Below are 16,652 nucleotides of genomic sequence, written 5' to 3'. Positions count from 1 at the left end.
ACAGGAGAGACGCAAATGAAAGTCGCCGTCATGGGCGCAGGCGCAGTAGGCTGCTTTTTCGGCGGCATGCTCGCGCGCGCGGGACACGATGTGGTCTTGATCGGCCGGCCTCAGCATGTCGAGGCCATTACGCGCGACGGGCTGCGCCTCGAAGCGCAGCAGTTCGACGAGCGCATCGGCGCGCCGCATCTCACGGCCAGCACCGAAGCCGCCGCCGTGGCGGGCGCGGACCTCGTGCTGTTCTGCGTGAAGTCGACCGATACCGAAAGCGCGGGCGCCGCGATCAAACCGCACCTGGGCGCCGACACGCTCGTGCTCACATTGCAGAACGGCGCGGATAACGCCGAGCGCCTGCGCACGGTGATCCCGCAGGACGTGGCGGCCGCCGTGGTCTATGTCGCCACGGAGATGGCGGGGCCGGGCCACGTACGGCATCACGGCCGCGGCGAGCTGGTGATCGAGCCTTCGCGTTCGAGCGACGCCGCTGCGCGCACACTGATCGACGCCGGCGTGCCCACGGAAATCTCACCGAATGTGCGCGGCGCGCTCTGGGCGAAGCTGATCGTGAACTGCGCGTACAACGCGCTTTCGGCGATCACGCAATTGCCTTATGGGCGTCTCGTGAAGGGTGCGGGCGTGAGCGAGACGATGCGCGACATCGTGGGCGAATGCATGGCCGTCGCGCAGGCCGACGGCGTGACGCTGCCGCCGGACATGGACAGCGCGGTGACGCGCATCGCGCAGACCATGCCGGGCCAATACTCGTCGACGGCGCAAGACCTCGCGCGCGGCAAGCTCAGCGAGATCGATCATCTCAACGGCTATGTCGTGCAACGCGGCGCGGCGCTTGGCGTGCCCACGCCCGCGAACCGGATGCTGCAGACGCTCGTGCGGCTCATCGAGGACAAGGCGCGCGCAGCGATCTAGCGCGCGCCGCTCATGCATCGCTCGCGCTGCGTCAGCGGTCGAACACGAGCAAGGTGGAAGTGGCGGACGCGTAGAGCTTGCCCTGCGCATCCGTGATGCTGGCCTCCGCGAAGGCCGCGCGGCGGCCGATGCTGAGCACACGCCCTTCTGCGCGCACGGTGCCGGTGTCGGCGGTCATGGGCCGGTGGTACGCGACCTTCAGTTCCAGCGTGGTGTAGCCCTGAGTCGCGCCGAGCCGCGAGTGCGCGGCGCACCCGCACGCGGAATCGAGCAGCGTGGCCGCATAACCGCCGTGCACCGTGCCGATGGGGTTGTACACGTGCAGCCCGGGCGTGCCCTCGAACACGACGCGGCCCTCCTCGACTTCGACCAGCCTGAAGCCGAGCGTTTCGCCGATGGCCGGGCCACGGCTCCCGTGCAGCATGCGCTGCAACTGTTCGACGCCGGTCAGTCCGGCGGGCATTTCAGCAACGAGGTTCATCGAGGCGATCTCCGTCTATGGCGCGCGTCTGTTCGTGACTGTGTGCGCCTATGCGATGCGCCATCGTAACGCCTTTCGAACGATCGTGCTTAAATTTTCGCGAACCTCTCACCTGTTTCGATTCAGGCCTCGATTCATTGCACCGAACGTTTCAATACGTCTCGAGATGTAGCCGCCCTTCCCGCTTGAGGCGCTCCCACAACGCCTCCCAGCCCATGCCGTGCTTTTCGGCGATCTCCTGAAGCGCCTGCAGCACGCCATCTTCCATGCCCTTCAAGCCGCAGACGTAGACATGCGTGTTACCGTCCTTGAGCAGTTGCGCGACGTCCACGGCGCGCTCGCGCATGGCGTCCTGCACATAGCGCCGGGGCTGGCCCGGCGTGCGTGAGAAGGCGAGGTTCGTGTCGATGAAATCCTTCGGCAGATTCATCAGGGGTCCAAAGTACGGCAACTCCTGCTGCGTGCGCGCGCCGAAGAAGAGCATGAGCTTGCCGGTGGCGCCCTTGAGCCTGCGGCGGCGGCGATATTCGGTCATCGCGCGCATGGGCGCGGAACCGGTGCCCGTGCAGATCATCAGCAGATGCGAGTTCGGATGGTTCGGCATGAGGAAGGTATTGCCGAACGGCCCGATCACGGTCACCACGTCGCCCTTCTTCAGATCGCAGAGATAGTTCGAGCACACGCCATCGGTTGCGTTGCCGCTGTGATCGCGCGTCACGCGCTTCACCGTGAGCGAAACGTTGTTGTAGCCGGGGCGCTCGCCGTCGCGCGGGCTCGCAATCGAATACTGGCGTGCGTGATGGACCCGGCCTTCAGGGGTCGCGCCCGGCGGCAGGATGCCGATGGACTGGCCTTCCAGCACCGGGAACGGCATGGTGCCGAAGTCGAGCACGATGTGATGGATGTCGCTTTCGGTGGCGTCGTCGGTGAGGCGATAGTTGCCGACCACGGTCGCCGTGGTGGGCGCCTTGTGCGTGTAGAGCTGGACATAGGGGCGCGCCGCCGACCACGGCGGCACGGTCGAGCCCCGCACCATGTCGGAGCCGCCCACCGGTGCATCGGCGGCATTCGGCGCCGCTTGTGCAACGCTCGCCGCATCGCCCGCTTCCTGCGCAACGACTGGCGCCCCCACCGATGGATTCTGCGCGGGCAGCTCGTCCCACGTGTACTGCTCGTCGATGCTGTACGTCTCGGCCTTGAGCACGTTGCGCCAGTTGTCGATCGCGCCGGTCGGGCAAGGCGGCACGCACGCCATGCAGGCGTTGCAGACATCGGCCTTCACCACATAGTTGGTGCCGTCGTGCGTGATCGCGTCGACCGGGCACGTTTCCTCGCACGTATTGCAGCGTATGCAAATTTCAGGATCGATCAGGTGTTGCCTGAGAATTTCCACGGGTAGCGGACCGTTCATGATTGTCTCCCACCGCGGCGCGCATACGCGTGGCTGCGCGCCGCCGCTCCCCTCAGTTAAAGCGTACGTATTCGAAATCGATCGGCTGCCGGTTGATGCCCATGGCCGGCGGCGCGATCCAGTTGGCGAACTTGCCCGGCTCGATCACGCGGCCCATGAGCGAGGCCACGTAGGCGCGGTCTTCCGCGGTGGGCAGCCATTTCGCTTCGTTCGTGGCCCATTCGGTCTCGCCGATCACGCGGCCGTCCGGCGACACGCGCACGCCCGCGAAGGTGCCGATCTGGCGGTTGAAGGCCTTGTGCGGCACGCTGAGGCGAGCATCGATGCCAGCCTTTTCCAGCACCTTGTTCCAGCGGTTCACGCCCGCAATCGAGTCCTTGATGTAGTCGTCGCGCAGCACTTCGTTCATCGCGTTGAGCATCGGCACTTCGCGCTCCACGAGCTTGCCGTCCTGCACGTCGAGCAGGCGGTACTGCTGGCCTTCGAGCTGGTGGTCGTCGTCACGTTTGGTCTCGTCGTAGCGGCCCTTCAGTCCCGAGCTGTAGAAGGTCGCGGCATTCGACGAGTGATCGGCGCCGAACAGGTCGATCGTCACCGAGTAGTGGAAATTCAGGTAACGCTGGATCGTTTCGAGGTCGATCACGCCCGCGGCGCGCAAACGGTTCACGTCGTCGGTCTTCAGTTCGTTCATGACCTGCGCGGTGCGTTGCACGACGCGCGAGATGCCCGACTCGCCGACGAACATGTGATGCGCCTCTTCGGTCAGCATGAATTTCGTCGTGCGCGCGAGCGGGTCGAAGCCGGATTCGGACAGCGCCGAAAGCTGGAACTTGCCGTCGCGGTCGGTGAAGTACGTGAACATGAAGAACGCCAGCCAGTCGGGCGTCTTCTCGTTGAACGCGCCGAGAATGCGTGGGTTGTCGTCGTCGCCCGAGCGGCGCTCCAGCAATGCTTCGGCTTCCTCACGACCGTCGCGGCCGAAGTAGCGATGCAGCAGATACACCATCGCCCACAGGTGCCGGCCTTCCTCCACGTTCACCTGGAACAGGTTGCGCAGGTCGTACATGGAAGGCGCGGTGAGGCCGAGATGGCGCTGTTGCTCGACCGAGGCGGGCTCCGTGTCGCCTTGCGTGACGATGATGCGGCGCAGGTTCGCGCGGTGCTCGCCCGGCACGTCCTGCCACGCCGCCTCGCCCTTGTGCGCGCCGAAATGGATCTTGCGGTCCGCATCGCCCGGCGTGAGGAAGATGCCCCAGCGATAGTCAGGCATCTTCACATGGTCGAAGTGCGCCCAGCCGCCCGCGTCGACGCTCACCGCCGTGCGCAGGTAGACGTCGTAGCCGTGCGAGCCGTCGGGGCCCATGTCGCCCCACCACGAGAGAAAGTTCGGCTGCCACTGTTCGAGCGCGCGCTGCAGCGCGCGGTCGTCGGCGAGGTTGACGTTGTTCGGGATCTTTTCGCTGTAATTGATCGTGGACATTGCGGTTCCTTGTGGCAAACGCCTTGGCGGAGACGGCTATCAAACGCGGGCGACGTCGAACTGCGCCTTGCTGCCCTTGCCGTACACCTTGAGCGCGCCTTTCTCGCCCACGGCGTTGGGCCGGTTGAAGATCCAGTTCTGCCACGCGGAGAGCCGGCCGAAGATGCGCGTTTCCATGGTCTCCGGCCCGTTGAAGCGCAGATTCGCCTCCAGGCCCGTGAGCGCGTCGGGCGACATGACAGCGCGCTCTTCCAGCGCGAGGCGGATTTCGTCGGGCCAGTCGATGTCGTCGGGCGAAGCTGTCACGAGGCCAAGGCGCTCCGCCTCGACAGGCTTGACCGCTTCACCGATCTTCGCGCGCACGGCATCGAGGGGTTCGGTTTCCTCATAGAAGCGCCGCGCAAGGCGCGACTGATGCGTGACCATCGGATAGAGCCCAAAATTCGCTTCGGAGAGCGTGATGGCCGGTTCTTCGTCTTCGTTCGCGGGCAGCGCGGCCATGTACGTGCGGTCCGCGGCGAACGCGAGTTCGGCGAAGGTGCCGGCGAAGCACGAGCCCGGCTCGATCAGCGCGAACAGCGAACGCGAAGAGACATCGATGCGCGCCAGCGTGCGGCGCAGCATGCCGATGGTCTCGCGCACGAACCAGTGGTCGCGGTGCGCGAGCAGCGCGGCGTCGGCGGCGAGCACGGTGCGGGCGTCGCCTGCGGTCTTGAGAATCCACGTGCCGATGTCGAGCTCGTTGGTGCGCATGGAGAGGATTGCGTCGTCCAGCTCGCGCGCGAACTGCAGCGGCCACCACGATGCACCGGCGGCGACGATTGATTCGAGATCCGAAACAGGCGCCGTAGCGGGCGCTTTGGCCGTGAACGTCGCGATGCGCTTCGCGCGGTCGATCGCCACTTCGACGGTGGCATAGCTCAGGCCGCCGTCGTGCTCCACGCGTTCGATGCGCGGGAGCGCAATGCCCTGCGCGTCTGCGGGACGATCGCTCGCGGCGGCCAGCTCGAGCGCGCGCGCCTGCACGGCCTGGCCGAACTGGTTCGGCTTCACGACGTCGTCCACGAGACGCCAGGCCTTCGCGCGCTCGCCGCGAATGCCTTCCACCACGGTGCAGAAGATATCGGCGCGGTCATGGCGCACGCGGCGCTTGTCGGTGAGGCGCGTGAGGCCGCCCGTGCCCGGCAGCACGCCGAGCAGCGGCACTTCCGGCAGCGCCACCGACGACGACCGGTCGTCCACGAGCATGATCTCGTCGCAGGCGAGCGCGAGTTCGTAGCCGCCGCCGGCACACGCGCCGTTCACGGCTGCAATGAACTTCAGGCCCGAATGGCGCGACGAGTCTTCCATGCCGTTGCGCGTTTCGTTGGTGAACTTGCAGAAGTTGACCTTCCAGGCGTGAGTGGAGAGGCCGAGCATGAAGATGTTGGCGCCCGAGCAGAACACGCGGTCCTTCAGACTGGTCAGCACGACCGTGCGCACTTCCGGATGCTCGAAGCGGATGCGCTGGAGGGCATCGTGCAGTTCGATATCGACGCCGAGGTCGTACGAGTTCAGCTTCAGCTTGTAGCCGTCGCGAATGCCGCCGTCCTCGGCGATGTCGATACCGAGCGTCGCCACCTGGCCGTTGAACGTGAGCTTCCAGTGCCGGTACTGCGAGGGATCGGTGCGGTAATCGACCCGCTGCGGGGCGACGGCGGTTTCGGCTGCGGCCATGAGCGTCTCCTGTCTACACATCATTTCAATGAACGATAGTGCAATGGATTGCTCATGTAAAGTACATTAGTGCATTTTAATGCATGAAAGGGGTAAACCCGCGATGCCGCAGTCCGCGCCCGCCACTCACTCGATGCGGGGCGCCTCCGCGGCCAGCCGGGCGGCGAGCCGGTCGCGCAGTTGCAGGTAGGCGTCGGCGAGCGTCTTTTCGCTGGTGTCGAAGGTCATGTCGGCGCGGCCATACAGTTCGCTGCGGCCGGCCAGGATGCGCTTGAGGTCGTCCATCGCCTCGCTGTTGCCCGAGTTGCCCGACATGGGCCGCAGGTCGCCCTGCGCCACGACGCGGCGCATGTGCTCTTCGGGCGCGGCCTGCAGCCAGACCGTGAAGCAATGCGCGAGCAGCACGTTGAACGTGGCGGGCTCGGAAACGAGGCCGCCCGGCGAGGCGATCACGGCGCGCGGGTGCTCCGCGATCACGGCCTCGAGCGCCCGGTGCTCGTAGCGGCGATAAGCGCTCGCGCCATACAGCGAATGGATCTCCGAAGGCGGGCAGCCCGCCAGCTGTTCGATCACCCGCGTCAGCTCGACGAACGGCACCTTCAGCTCCTGCGCGAGCATGCGCCCGAGCGTGGACTTGCCCGCGCCGCGCAGGCCGATGAGCGCGATGCGCTCGTTGCGGTGCGGGTCGGCGCTCGTGTGCGAGAACATCTCGGCGAGCGCCACGCGCGCGCGCTGCAAGGCCGCCGGATCGCGCCCCTGCAGCAGCTCGCGGATCAGCAGCCATTCCGCCGACGAGGTCGTGACGTCGCCGATCACCTCGGCGAGCGGGCAGTTCAGCGTGGTCGCGATCTGCCGCAGCACCAGCACGGAGGCATTCCCCACCCCGGACTCCAGATTCGCCAGATGCCGCTCCGAGAGCCCGGTTTCCGCCGCCAGCGTCTTGCGCGTCATGCCGCGCCGCGCGCGCAGCATGCGTACGCGCTCGCCCATGGCGGTCAGGAACGGATCGCGTTCGGTGCGCTCGCCGCGCGAAGCGTCGTCGGCGGCTTCCGCCGGCGGCTCGGCAATGTAAGTTTGCTTCATCTTAGGGAATCCCTGAACCCGTGTTTGTGTACTATAGTGCTTGACATGCATTTTGCTAACGGCTAATTTTCCGCGAAAAGGTTGATCGACGACAAATCGGATCGAATCAGACTGAGCGGAGACAACACCGTGCCCATCCCAGCAGCGTCGCAGGAACACGCCGCGGCCGCGCCGCCGCCCGCGCAATTCAACTTCGCCACACACCTGTTCTCGCTCAACGCCGCGCGCGCTGCGAAAACCGCGTATATCGACGACACGCTCGCGCTGAACTACGGCGAACTCGAAACGCAGGCCCGCCGCTTCGCGGCCGCCATGCGCGCGCTAGGCGTCCACACGGAAGAGCGCGTTCTGCTCGTGATGCTCGACACCGTCGAGCTGCCGATTGCGTTTCTCGGCGCGCTCTATGCGGGTATCGTGCCGGTGGTCGTCAACACGCTGCTCACACCGGCCGACTACGTGTATATGCTCACGCACAGCCGTGCGCGCGTGGCGATCGCGTCGGGCGCGGTGCTGGCCGCCGTGAGCGCCGCGCTGGCCGAAGCCCAATGTGAGGACTGCCAGTTAATCGTTTCGCAGCCCGCTTCCCTGCCTGCGTCGCAGTCCATTTCTCACGAACCCCAACACGTCCTCGCCGATCTGATCGCACGCGCCGAGCCCGCCCCGCGCGCCGCGCAAACGGGTTGTGACGACATCGCATTCTGGCTGTACTCGTCGGGATCGACGGGCAAGCCCAAAGGCACGGTGCATACGCACGCCAATCTCTACTGGACCGTCGAGACTTACGCGAAGCCGATACTCGGCATACGCGAAAACGACATCGTATTTTCGGCAGCCAAGCTGTTCTTCGCTTATGGCCTCGGCAACGGCCTTTCGTTTCCGCTCTCGGTCGGCGCGACCACGATCCTGATGGCCGAACGCCCCACCGCCAGCGCCGTATTCGCGCGCCTCGTGCAGCACCGGCCCACGGTGTTCTACGGTGTGCCCACGCTTTACGCGAGCATGATGGCCTCACCCAATCTCCCCGCACGCGCCGACGTCGCGCTGCGCGTGTGCACCTCCGCGGGCGAAGCGCTGCCGCGCGAACTGGGCGAGCGCTTCAGGGAGCACTTCGGCAGCGACATTCTCGACGGCCTCGGCTCCACGGAAATGCTGCACATCTTCCTCTCGAACCGGCCAGGCGCGGTCGAATACGGCACCACGGGCCGCCCCGTGCCCGGCTACGAAATCGAACTGCGCGACGAGACCGGCGCACTCGTGGCCGACGGCGAGATCGGCGACCTCTTCATCCGCGGGCCGAGCGCGGCCGTGATGTACTGGTGCAATCGCGAGAAGTCGCGCGCGACCTTCCTCGGCGACTGGGTGAGGAGCGGCGACAAGTACCGGCGCCTGCCGGGCGGCGCCTATGTCTATGCGGGCCGCAGCGACGACATGCTCAAGGTGAGCGGCCAGTATGTCTCGCCCATCGAAGTGGAGATGGTGCTCATGCAGCACGAAGCCGTGCTCGAAGCGGCCGTGATCGGCGTCGATCAGGGCGGGCTCGTGAAGACCTGCGCGTTCGTCGTCCTCAAGCAAACAGCCATGGAAACCGCGCACGACGCGTTGGCCGACCAGTTGAAGGCATTCGTGAAAACGCGGCTCGCGCCGCACAAGTATCCGCGCGACATTCTGTTCGTCGACGACCTGCCCAAAACGGCGACCGGCAAGATCCAGCGTTTCCGGCTGCGTCAGCAGTTTCAGTCGTGACAGTGACAAACGCCATGAACGAAAGCGCTTTCGCCGATCTGCCCGCCACGTCCACGCGCGATGCGTTGCGCATCGAATATCGCTGGATCGCCGCGGCCGCCAGCGACGCGCCGCTCGCTGTGTTCCTGCACGAGGGTCTCGGCTCGATCGCGATGTGGAGAGACTGGCCCGCCGCGCTTTGCGAGCGCCTCGGCATGCGCGGGCTCGTTTATTCGCGTCCGGGTTACGGGCGTTCCACACCACGCGCGCAAGGCGTGAAATGGCCGGTCGATTTCATGTCGGCGCAGGCGCGCGACGTGTTACCCGCGCTGCTCGACACGCTTGGCGTGAGCGCGGCCGACCGCGCGCGCATGTGGTTGATCGGTCATAGCGACGGCGCCACCATCGCCCTGCTCTACGCCGCCGCTTTCCCCGAAGCACTCGCGGGCGCGGTGGCGATTGCGCCGCACGTGTTCGTCGAAGACGTTTCAGTCGATAGCATCGGCGAGGCGAAGGTTGCGTACGAAACGACCCGCTTGCGCGAAAAGCTCGCGCGCTATCACGACGATGTCGATTCCGCATTCTACGGCTGGAACGATATCTGGCTCGATCCCGCCTTCCGGTCCTGGAACATCGTCGGCGAGCTGGCGTCGATTCGCGTGCCGCTGCTCGCCGTGCAGGCGCTCGACGACCACTACGGCACCATGGCGCAAGTCGAAGCGATCGGCGCGGCCGTGCCGCACGCGCGCGTCCACGCGCTCACGCAGGGCGGCCATTCCCCGCATCGCGACGCGCCGCAGCCGCTGAACGACAGCATCGAGCAATTCGTTTCCGCACCACGCAAGCCCACGGCCTGAACACACCCCAGCGCCCCCGCAAGACCCTCCTGCGCCCATCGAACGCCTCCAGACAGGGGCGAATCGATGCACCGCGCATAACATTCCCCCGTCAACGCGGCGCCGAAGCCCATCGCAGGCCGAACTAAGGGCCAAACCCGCCTCATCGCTGCAATCCTTTGGTGATATTGTCTTTCTTTGCGGGGTGGAGACGGGGTCCGACCACGCGAACCCAATGGCAGAACGGGGCACCAAAAAAGCGAGACGCAAGAAGACCGGCCGGATCACGCGCGCCGGCCAGAACGATGAGCGATTCCATCCTGATGAACGTTTCAAGAACCTCGGTGCGACTGAGGCGAGCCTGGGCGTCGATGCGTCCGCGCTTCGTGCGCGCCTTCGCGCCCGCGCTGCGCAACCTGCAATACGTGAAGCGCCGCATGCGCCCGCTCGCCGTGGTGGCGAGCGTGGGCTTCCCGCTTTACTACTACGTCTGGAAAGACCTCTTTCCTCAGCCGTATGAAAATCTCACGCTGCGCCTGATCGGCTCGTTTCTGTTCATACCGATCCTCGCGTTCGAGCGCTGGCCCGCCGCGCTGAAAAAGCTGCTGCCGTGGTACTGGTACTTCTGCACGCTCTACGCACTGCCGTTCTTTTTTACGTTCATGCTGCTCAAGAACAACGGCAACGAAGTGTGGGTGGAAAGCGCGCTGATCGCGGCGTTCGTGATGGTGCTGCTGCTCGACTGGCTCATGCTCGTGCTGCAGTTCCTCGTGGGCATCAGCCTCGCGGTGGTCGCGTACTGCCTCACCACCTACCCCATCGTGCTCGGGCCGAACTACCTCACGCATCTGGCGATCTTTTCATTCGCGGTGGCGATCGGCGCGGTGGCCAATTACGATCAGGACCGCATTCAGATCGAACAGGAGCGCGCCATGCTGGCCACGGCGGGCAGCGTGGCGCACGAACTGCGCACGCCGCTCGTGGCGATCCGCGTGGGCGCCGCGGGCCTCATGCGCTATTTGCCCGCGCTGCTCGACACCTATCAACTCGCCCAGCGCAGCCGCTTGCCGGTACCCAAAATACGCGTGGCGCATCTGCATTCCCTGCAAGGCGTGGTAGGCCGCATCGAACAGGAAGCACTGCATTCGAATGCGATCATCGACATGCTGCTCGCCACGGCGCGCTTCACGGGCGGCAACATGCAAAACGCAACGATATGTTCGATCGTACATTGCGTGGAAACCGCGCTCGCGCGTTTTCCGTTTCGCGAAGGCGACCGGCGTCGGGTAATCTGCAATCTGCGCCCCGATTTCGAATTCCACGGATCTGAAATGCTAACCGTTCACGTGCTCTTCAATCTGCTCAAAAATGCCTTCCGGCATATGGGCAGCATCGAAGGCGCGCAGATTTCGATTCGTCTTGAATCAGGGCAAAGGGCCAATCGTTTGATTTTCAGCGATACGGGCACCGGTATTTCCCCTGAGGTATTGCCGCACATCTTCACGCGCTTTTATACTTCGACAACCGCCACCGATGACGTGACGCTCGGAGCAGGAATCGGGCTGGCATTCTGCCGCGATGTCATGCAAGCGATGGGTGGAGCAATCACCTGCTCTTCCGTAAAAGGCGAATACACCGAGTTCGTTTTGACATTCCCTGCGCCATGACGAAAGCCATTCAGCCGTTCTCCTATCCGACCACCGTCGCCTTCGTCGACGACAGCGCCGCGTTCCTTTCGAACCTGAGCCTGCAACTCGACCCCGACCTGGCCTTCCGCCTGTTCAGTTCGCCTTCCGAGGCGCTGAAATTCCTCAACGGCCGTACGCCGCACGACCGCGCGGCGGAGCCTATCTTCAGCCCCTATCTGGACCGCACGGAAGAAAACGATGCGCACCAGGTCATCGCCATGCGCGTCGATGCGATACGTAGTCTCGTACATAACGCTTCGCGCTTCGAGTCGGTTTCGGTCGTGGTGGTCGATTACGACATGCCCGAACTCAACGGCATGGAGTTTTGCCGCCGCATTACCGACCCGTCGATCAGGAAAATCGTGCTGACCGGCAAAGCCGATGAGCACGTGGCCGTGAAGAGCTTCAACGAAGGGCTGATCGACCGCTTCATCCGCAAGCATGAAGTCGATGCGGTGGAAACGCTGAACCAGGCGATCGACGATATGCAGCGTGCGTATTTCGACCGCTGCTGCAGCACGGTGCTCGACGCGCTCGCCGTTTCCGAATATGCCTTCCTCAAGGACCATGCGCTCGCCGCGCACGTGAAGGGCATTGCCGATTCATTGGGCATCGTCGAGCACTATCTCTCGTATCAACCGCACGGACTCCTGATGTTCGACGGTGTCGGCACCGCGTACCTGCTCGTCATTCACACCGACGAATCGCTGCGCGGCGTGCGCGAAATCGCCGTCGAACAAGGTGCGCCCATCAGCTTTCTGGCCGAGCTCGACAGCCGTCGCAGCCTGCCTTATTTCTGGCGCACGGAAGGCTATTACCCGTCACAGTGCGCGGAATGGCAGCCGTATATGCACCCCGCATCGGAGTTTCACGGCGACCGCCGCTATCTCTACGCCGTGGTGAAGAAGCCGGCGGGGCTCGCGCTCGACAACGTGCTGCCCTACGACCGGCATCTCGACCAGCTGGACCGCGAGATCCAGGCGGCGTGGGACTCGCCCTGATAGCCGGGCGCACCCCACGCTACCGCAGTCTCGCTCCATGCCGCCTCAATCGCGCACGGCTCAGGCCGCCACGGCCACCATCGGCATGTTCACCACGGCCTGCGGCAGACGCATGCGCGCACGGCCCGCGTTGCGTTCGTTGCGGCGCGTGGACGGCCAGTTCCACATCTGCACCTCGTCGCGAATCTCCGCGCACACTTCGACGAGCCGCTCCAGTTCTTCATCGCACAGCGCCGCATTGAGCGAGAGCCGCACGAGCGAGCGGTTCTGCGCCGTGGCGGGCGCACAGAACACCGAACCGAAAATGCCGCGTGCCTCGAGCGCGTCGCGCAGCACGATCGTCTGCGGCTCCGGCCCGGCTTCGAGCGCGATGATCTGCGTTTCGCTGCCGTTCAGGTTGTAGCCAAGCTCGGCCAGCCGTGAGCGCACGTAACGCGCGTTGGCCGCGACACGCGCACGCCGCCAGTCTTCGCGCTCGATCACGTCGAGCGTCGCCGCGAGACCCGCCGTTTCATGCGGCAGCAGCGTCGAGCTGAAAATGGCGGGCAGCGCCTCGCATTTGAAATACTCCTGAAAACGCCGCGAACAGCTGATGATGCCCGCGCGCCCGGCAAACGCCTTCGCGAGACTCGCGGTGCGGAAATGCACGCGGTCGATGAGCCCGAGCTCGGCCACCATGCCCGCACCGTGCGGGCCGTGCGTGCCGAGCGAATGCGACTCGTCGACGACCAGCACGCAGTCGTGCTCGGCGCACACTTCGGCGATCGCCGTGAGCGGCGCCACGCTGCCGTTCGTGCTGTACACCGAATCGACGATCACGATCCCGGCCCCGTAGCGCTGGATGCGCTGCTCGAGGTGATCGACATCGTTGTGGAAGAAACTAATCGCCCGCGCACCGGCGCTGCGGATGCCTTCCCACAGCGACATATGCGCCATCATGTCGACGTACACTGGCGTCTGCGCATTGGCGATCGACTGGATCAGCCCCGTATTCGCGGCAAAACCCGACTGGCACAGCACGCTCGCTTCGGCCGCCATGTATGACGCGAAGCGGTCTTCGAGCGCGAGCTGCGGGCAGTCGTCGCCGTGCAGGAACACACCGGACATCAGGAGCCCGTTGCCCTCCGAGCGGATACTCATGCACATTGCATCGAGAATCTCGGGGTGGCGTGCAATCGAGAGGTAGTCATTACTCGAAAGGTGCAAGGCATCAGCATCGGCAACACGTCCCTTCATGATGTGGCCCCCGGCCCAGCTTTCCTGCACGCGCTCGGTGTAGTAGCGATCGACACGTGCTGCGAGGAATGCGGGCAATGCCGCGTCGTTGTTATGTGCGTTACGCCAGTTGCTGCCAACTTTCATCTCAGGCTCCTTGTGGTTAAAGGCCGGCCCCGGAGGCGACTTGTCTGGTCAGGAAGGATTCCGAAAGGCAGGCCCGTAATGTGCCCGCAACGAAACGACACGCGCGATGAGGCCTGACGTGCGCATTCCGGCAGCGGACTTATGAATGTGGCTGATGCAATGACTGGCGAGCGCGTGAGTCGCGGCGCGCGGCGGGGAGTGGTCACGGCCGGCGGCGCCAGAGCGCGCTCGAGAGAAAACCAATGCGGGCGCGGGGCGCCGGGAGCAGGCGCCTTCATATCCGCACGAATCCCGCTTCGCGTGATCGCCACTGGTTACAAGGGAAGAAACGCCCGCCCGAAAATTTTTGAGGCGCGCCACGCAGGCCACCTGGACATGCACGTCATGCAGCGAAAGCGCCTTCACGCTGCACGCAACGTCAGTCGCGCCATTGATAATTATCGTTTAAAAACAGCGCTGTTAAGCGCCTCGCATTGCGCAACTATGCGTAGCGCATGGAGTTTCGACAAGGATTGCCCGTCGCACCGCGAAAGGGCGCGAGCGCTGATTCACCACGCATAGATTGCGTGGAGGAGAGCGACGGAATCGTCAGATGGCCACGACGCGGTCGCGCCCGCGTGACTTGGCGACGTATAGCGCGGCGTCGGCGCGCGCCATCAACGTGGCGAGCGAGTCTTGCGCCCGCAGTTCATCCACGCCGGCGCTGAACGTCAGGCCGTCGTGGGGCTCCTCGCCGGATTCGCGGGCGTGAGCGTCGGCGCTGCGGCGCACGGAGAGCGTCAACACGCGCAATTCATCGAGACGCGTCACGACATCGTCACGGGTCATGCCCACGAAGAGCAGCGCGAATTCCTCGCCGCCGAGGCGGCCGAACAAGTCCTCCACGCGCACGCCGCCCTTCACGACGCGGCAGAACTGCGCGAGCACGCGGTCGCCTGTGGCGTGCCCGTAGCGGTCGTTGATCGACTTGAAGTGATCGATATCGACAATCGCGCACGCGACCCGCTGGCCCTTCTCGCGCGCGGCTTCGAGCGACGCGTTCGCCTGAGCGAGAAAGGCGCGGCGCGTGAGTGCGCCGGTCAGCTCGTCCTGGTTCGCGAGGCGTTCGAGCCGCTCGGCCATGCGATCGTGCGCGAGCAGGACCATGCCGATCGAAAGCGCAGGCAGCACGAGAATGCCGAGCGCGAGCCACGCGACGTTGAGCGGCGTGAAGTCGAGCAGCCCGTACTGCTTCACGAAGCCGCTGCCGTACATCACCCCGCGCAGCGCGTGCGCGAACGCGCCCAGCCACGCCGCGAGGGTCACGAACCGATAGCTGTACACGGGGCGCTCAGGCGGGCGGCAACGCAGCGAGAGCCAGCCGAGCGACGCGTAGATAGCCGCATGAAATGCGGAGACGACGGCCACGCGCGCGCCGAGACTGGGCGTGACCCAATACCACCACACAATACCCATTGCGAGCGCAACGGTTCCCGCGTAGGCGAGCGGCACACGCGGCTTGAGCCCGAAGAACTGACGGCAGCCCTCGAGCAGCCGCACGACCGCGAGCGCCAGCAAGGTGTTCGAAACGAACACGGTGAGGATGGGAAAACCAAGCCGTTGCAGGCCCGCGAGCAGGAGCGCCACGCTGGCCATCAAATAGGCGCCGATCCACCGCCCGACACCGGGAATACCCGCAGGCCGCAGCGAGCCGAGAATGGCGAGGCTCATGATGCTCGAAAGCACCGTGACGAGAAGGATATTGACCGGATCTAGCATGTACAGCGTGGTCTGAAGATATGCCTGAGTTTACGGCATCAATTTGAAAAACATTCGCCCTGGCCGCGTGTAGAAGGTTTATTCAAAACCGCATGGCTGGCCGGCCGAAGCGCGCCGGTGCCCCCGGCGTAGTCAGACAAAACCATGAAACCCCCGGGCTCTATTTGGACTACGAATCGTAATCTGCACGCAGCAGGCGGGAAAAACCCGCCGCGCCCTCCTGGCGCTTGACGAACGCCCCGCAGGACCGCGACCATGCCTGAGACGCCACGACGTAACAGGAGCCATGTCATGACCCAGCATGCGTTGTACGTCGAGCTGCACGCGCAGCCCGGCAAGGAAGAGGAACTCGCGGCATTTCTCGCGAGTGCGAAGCCGCTGGTCGATGCGGAGCCCGGCACGCCGGCCTGGTTCGGCGTGCGCTTCGACGCCACGACGTTTGCGATCTTCGACGCATTCGACGACGAAGCCGGCCGCAGCGCGCATCTGAACGGCCAGGTGGCCGCGGCATTGATGGCGCGCGCAGGCGAACTGCTGGCCGCGCCGCCGCAGATCCGCCGCGCCGACGTGCTCGCCGACAAGCTTCCCGCCTGAACGGCCGCCCGATCGCCCGGGAGGACGTGCGCGCGGCCACGTCCTCTCCCAGCCCGTAACCACGGTGCACGGCGCGCACAGGTAATGGGCGCCGGGAACGGCAACTGCGGGAGACGTCGCGATCTTCGAAGGAGGAGCCGATGAAGCCTGCTTCCGCTTGCGAAGCCGCACGATATGACACCCCTGACGAGGCGCGTTCGAATGCAGAGGCGCTGAGCGATCGCGTGCTGCACGCCCTCGAACGCGTCACCTGGCCCGCGCACCCCGCCACGCTGATCGAAACCGCCGAGCGCAGCGGCGCGCCGCGCGACGTGATCGACGCCCTGCGCCGCTTGCCCGACGAGGCGTTCGGCAGCTTTGCCGAAGTCTCGGCACTCATCGTCGCGGCGCAACTGGGCGCGCGCGGCTCGACCGCGCAACGCGGCGCGGCGACGCAAGGATGACGAACGAAACGGCGACGATGCCGAGCGCGGATCGCAATTGCGCGCCGCGGGAACAGAAATTGCGCGCTGCGGGACGGCCGCCGGACACCCTCGGCCCGCCGCGACGCGATCGCGAAGAACAAAGGCCCAGCCGCCACGATCTGCCGGGCC

At 65.2% G+C, this 16,652-nt stretch carries 14 protein-coding genes; 7 read left to right on the top strand and 7 right to left on the bottom strand.

Annotated elements, in window-relative coordinates; genetic code table 11:
- Positions 1-15 precede the first annotated feature (15 nt).
- Positions 16-927 (top strand): ketopantoate reductase family protein, encoded by a 912-nt coding sequence (locus AB4Y35_RS03540; RefSeq protein ID WP_368703347.1) that lies wholly within the window; start codon positions 16-18, stop codon positions 925-927.
- Positions 928-958: 31 nt separating this feature from the next.
- On the opposite strand, the gene AB4Y35_RS03535 is transcribed toward AB4Y35_RS03540, so the two are convergent.
- From AB4Y35_RS03535 to AB4Y35_RS03515, 5 genes are all read right to left on the bottom strand, one after another.
- Positions 959-1,408 carry a PaaI family thioesterase gene (locus AB4Y35_RS03535; RefSeq protein ID WP_368688203.1) on the bottom strand — a complete coding sequence of 150 codons (450 nt, stop codon included), beginning with the start codon at positions 1,406-1,408 and terminating at the stop codon, positions 959-961.
- Positions 1,409-1,559: 151 nt separating this feature from the next.
- Positions 1,560-2,819 carry a benzoyl-CoA 2,3-epoxidase subunit BoxA gene (gene boxA / locus AB4Y35_RS03530; RefSeq protein WP_368703346.1) on the bottom strand — a complete coding sequence of 420 codons (1,260 nt, stop codon included), beginning with the start codon at positions 2,817-2,819 and terminating at the stop codon, positions 1,560-1,562.
- A gap of 52 nt (positions 2,820-2,871) precedes the next feature.
- Positions 2,872-4,299 (bottom strand): benzoyl-CoA 2,3-epoxidase subunit BoxB, encoded by a 1,428-nt coding sequence (gene boxB, locus AB4Y35_RS03525; RefSeq protein WP_368703345.1) that lies wholly within the window; start codon positions 4,297-4,299, stop codon positions 2,872-2,874.
- A gap of 39 nt (positions 4,300-4,338) precedes the next feature.
- On the bottom strand, positions 4,339-6,015 hold the full coding sequence (gene boxC / locus AB4Y35_RS03520; protein WP_368703344.1) for a 2,3-epoxybenzoyl-CoA dihydrolase: 1,677 nt from the start codon (positions 6,013-6,015) through the stop codon (positions 4,339-4,341).
- A 126-nt stretch (positions 6,016-6,141) separates the two neighbouring features.
- Positions 6,142-7,098, bottom strand: coding sequence for a helix-turn-helix transcriptional regulator (locus AB4Y35_RS03515; protein ID WP_133180285.1), 957 nt, complete (start codon positions 7,096-7,098; stop codon positions 6,142-6,144).
- 129 nt (positions 7,099-7,227) lie between these two features.
- Between AB4Y35_RS03515 and AB4Y35_RS03510 the strand changes: the two genes are divergently transcribed.
- The 4 genes from AB4Y35_RS03510 (at position 7,228) to AB4Y35_RS03495 (ending at position 12,345) form a co-directional block, all read left to right on the top strand.
- Positions 7,228-8,841: a benzoate-CoA ligase family protein gene (locus AB4Y35_RS03510; RefSeq protein ID WP_368703343.1), complete on the top strand. Its 1,614-nt coding sequence runs from the start codon at positions 7,228-7,230 to the stop codon at positions 8,839-8,841.
- A gap of 14 nt (positions 8,842-8,855) precedes the next feature.
- Complete coding sequence (locus AB4Y35_RS03505) at positions 8,856-9,677, top strand: alpha/beta fold hydrolase (protein WP_368703342.1); 822 nt, start codon at positions 8,856-8,858, stop codon at positions 9,675-9,677.
- A 284-nt stretch (positions 9,678-9,961) separates the two neighbouring features.
- Complete coding sequence (locus AB4Y35_RS03500) at positions 9,962-11,323, top strand: sensor histidine kinase (protein ID WP_368703341.1); 1,362 nt, start codon at positions 9,962-9,964, stop codon at positions 11,321-11,323.
- The gene (locus tag AB4Y35_RS03495; protein ID WP_324150790.1) at positions 11,320-12,345 is read left to right on the top strand and encodes a response regulator; all 1,026 of its coding nucleotides are present in this window, start codon (positions 11,320-11,322) and stop codon (positions 12,343-12,345) included. Before AB4Y35_RS03500 ends, AB4Y35_RS03495 begins: the two co-directional genes overlap by 4 nt.
- 60 nt (positions 12,346-12,405) lie before the next feature.
- On the opposite strand, the gene cqsA is transcribed toward AB4Y35_RS03495, so the two are convergent.
- Positions 12,406-13,707 (bottom strand): alpha-hydroxyketone-type quorum-sensing autoinducer synthase, encoded by a 1,302-nt coding sequence (cqsA, locus tag AB4Y35_RS03490; RefSeq protein ID WP_368703340.1) that lies wholly within the window; start codon positions 13,705-13,707, stop codon positions 12,406-12,408.
- Positions 13,708-14,295: 588 nt separating this feature from the next.
- Positions 14,296-15,465, bottom strand: coding sequence for a GGDEF domain-containing protein (locus tag AB4Y35_RS03485; RefSeq protein WP_368703339.1), 1,170 nt, complete (start codon positions 15,463-15,465; stop codon positions 14,296-14,298).
- Positions 15,466-15,756: 291 nt separating this feature from the next.
- Between AB4Y35_RS03485 and AB4Y35_RS03480 the strand changes: the two genes are divergently transcribed.
- Complete coding sequence (locus tag AB4Y35_RS03480; protein ID WP_324150797.1) at positions 15,757-16,059, top strand: antibiotic biosynthesis monooxygenase; 303 nt, start codon at positions 15,757-15,759, stop codon at positions 16,057-16,059.
- Positions 16,060-16,199: 140 nt separating this feature from the next.
- A complete protein-coding gene (locus AB4Y35_RS03475) occupies positions 16,200-16,502 on the top strand; it encodes a DUF2795 domain-containing protein (protein ID WP_368703338.1) in 303 nt (100 codons plus the stop codon).
- Positions 16,503-16,652: the final 150 nt, after the last annotated feature.

The sequence above is a fragment of the Paraburkholderia sp. EG286A genome (assembly GCF_040965375.1).
In the GTDB taxonomy this organism is placed as follows: Bacteria; Pseudomonadota; Gammaproteobacteria; order Burkholderiales; family Burkholderiaceae; genus Paraburkholderia.
Note: the sequence above shows the minus strand (reverse complement) of the source record. Positions and strands in the feature narration are given on the sequence as shown.

Excerpts from the sequence above, each read along its gene's own strand:
- AB4Y35_RS03540 (WP_368703347.1), top strand. The coding sequence starts at position 16 with ATGAAAGTCGCCGTCATGGGCGCAGGCGCAGTAGGCTGCTTTTTCGGC.
- AB4Y35_RS03535 (WP_368688203.1), bottom strand. The coding sequence starts at position 1,408 with ATGAACCTCGTTGCTGAAATGCCCGCCGGACTGACCGGCGTCGAACAG.
- boxA (WP_368703346.1), bottom strand. The coding sequence starts at position 2,819 with ATGAACGGTCCGCTACCCGTGGAAATTCTCAGGCAACACCTGATCGAT.
- boxB (WP_368703345.1), bottom strand. The coding sequence starts at position 4,299 with ATGTCCACGATCAATTACAGCGAAAAGATCCCGAACAACGTCAACCTC.
- boxC (WP_368703344.1), bottom strand. The coding sequence starts at position 6,015 with ATGGCCGCAGCCGAAACCGCCGTCGCCCCGCAGCGGGTCGATTACCGC.
- AB4Y35_RS03515 (WP_133180285.1), bottom strand. The coding sequence starts at position 7,098 with ATGAAGCAAACTTACATTGCCGAGCCGCCGGCGGAAGCCGCCGACGAC.
- AB4Y35_RS03505 (WP_368703342.1), top strand. The coding sequence starts at position 8,856 with ATGAACGAAAGCGCTTTCGCCGATCTGCCCGCCACGTCCACGCGCGAT.
- AB4Y35_RS03500 (WP_368703341.1), top strand. The coding sequence starts at position 9,962 with ATGAGCGATTCCATCCTGATGAACGTTTCAAGAACCTCGGTGCGACTG.
- AB4Y35_RS03495 (WP_324150790.1), top strand. The coding sequence starts at position 11,320 with ATGACGAAAGCCATTCAGCCGTTCTCCTATCCGACCACCGTCGCCTTC.
- cqsA (WP_368703340.1), bottom strand. The coding sequence starts at position 13,707 with ATGAAAGTTGGCAGCAACTGGCGTAACGCACATAACAACGACGCGGCA.
- AB4Y35_RS03485 (WP_368703339.1), bottom strand. The coding sequence starts at position 15,465 with ATGCTAGATCCGGTCAATATCCTTCTCGTCACGGTGCTTTCGAGCATC.
- AB4Y35_RS03480 (WP_324150797.1), top strand. The coding sequence starts at position 15,757 with ATGACCCAGCATGCGTTGTACGTCGAGCTGCACGCGCAGCCCGGCAAG.
- AB4Y35_RS03475 (WP_368703338.1), top strand. The coding sequence starts at position 16,200 with ATGAAGCCTGCTTCCGCTTGCGAAGCCGCACGATATGACACCCCTGAC.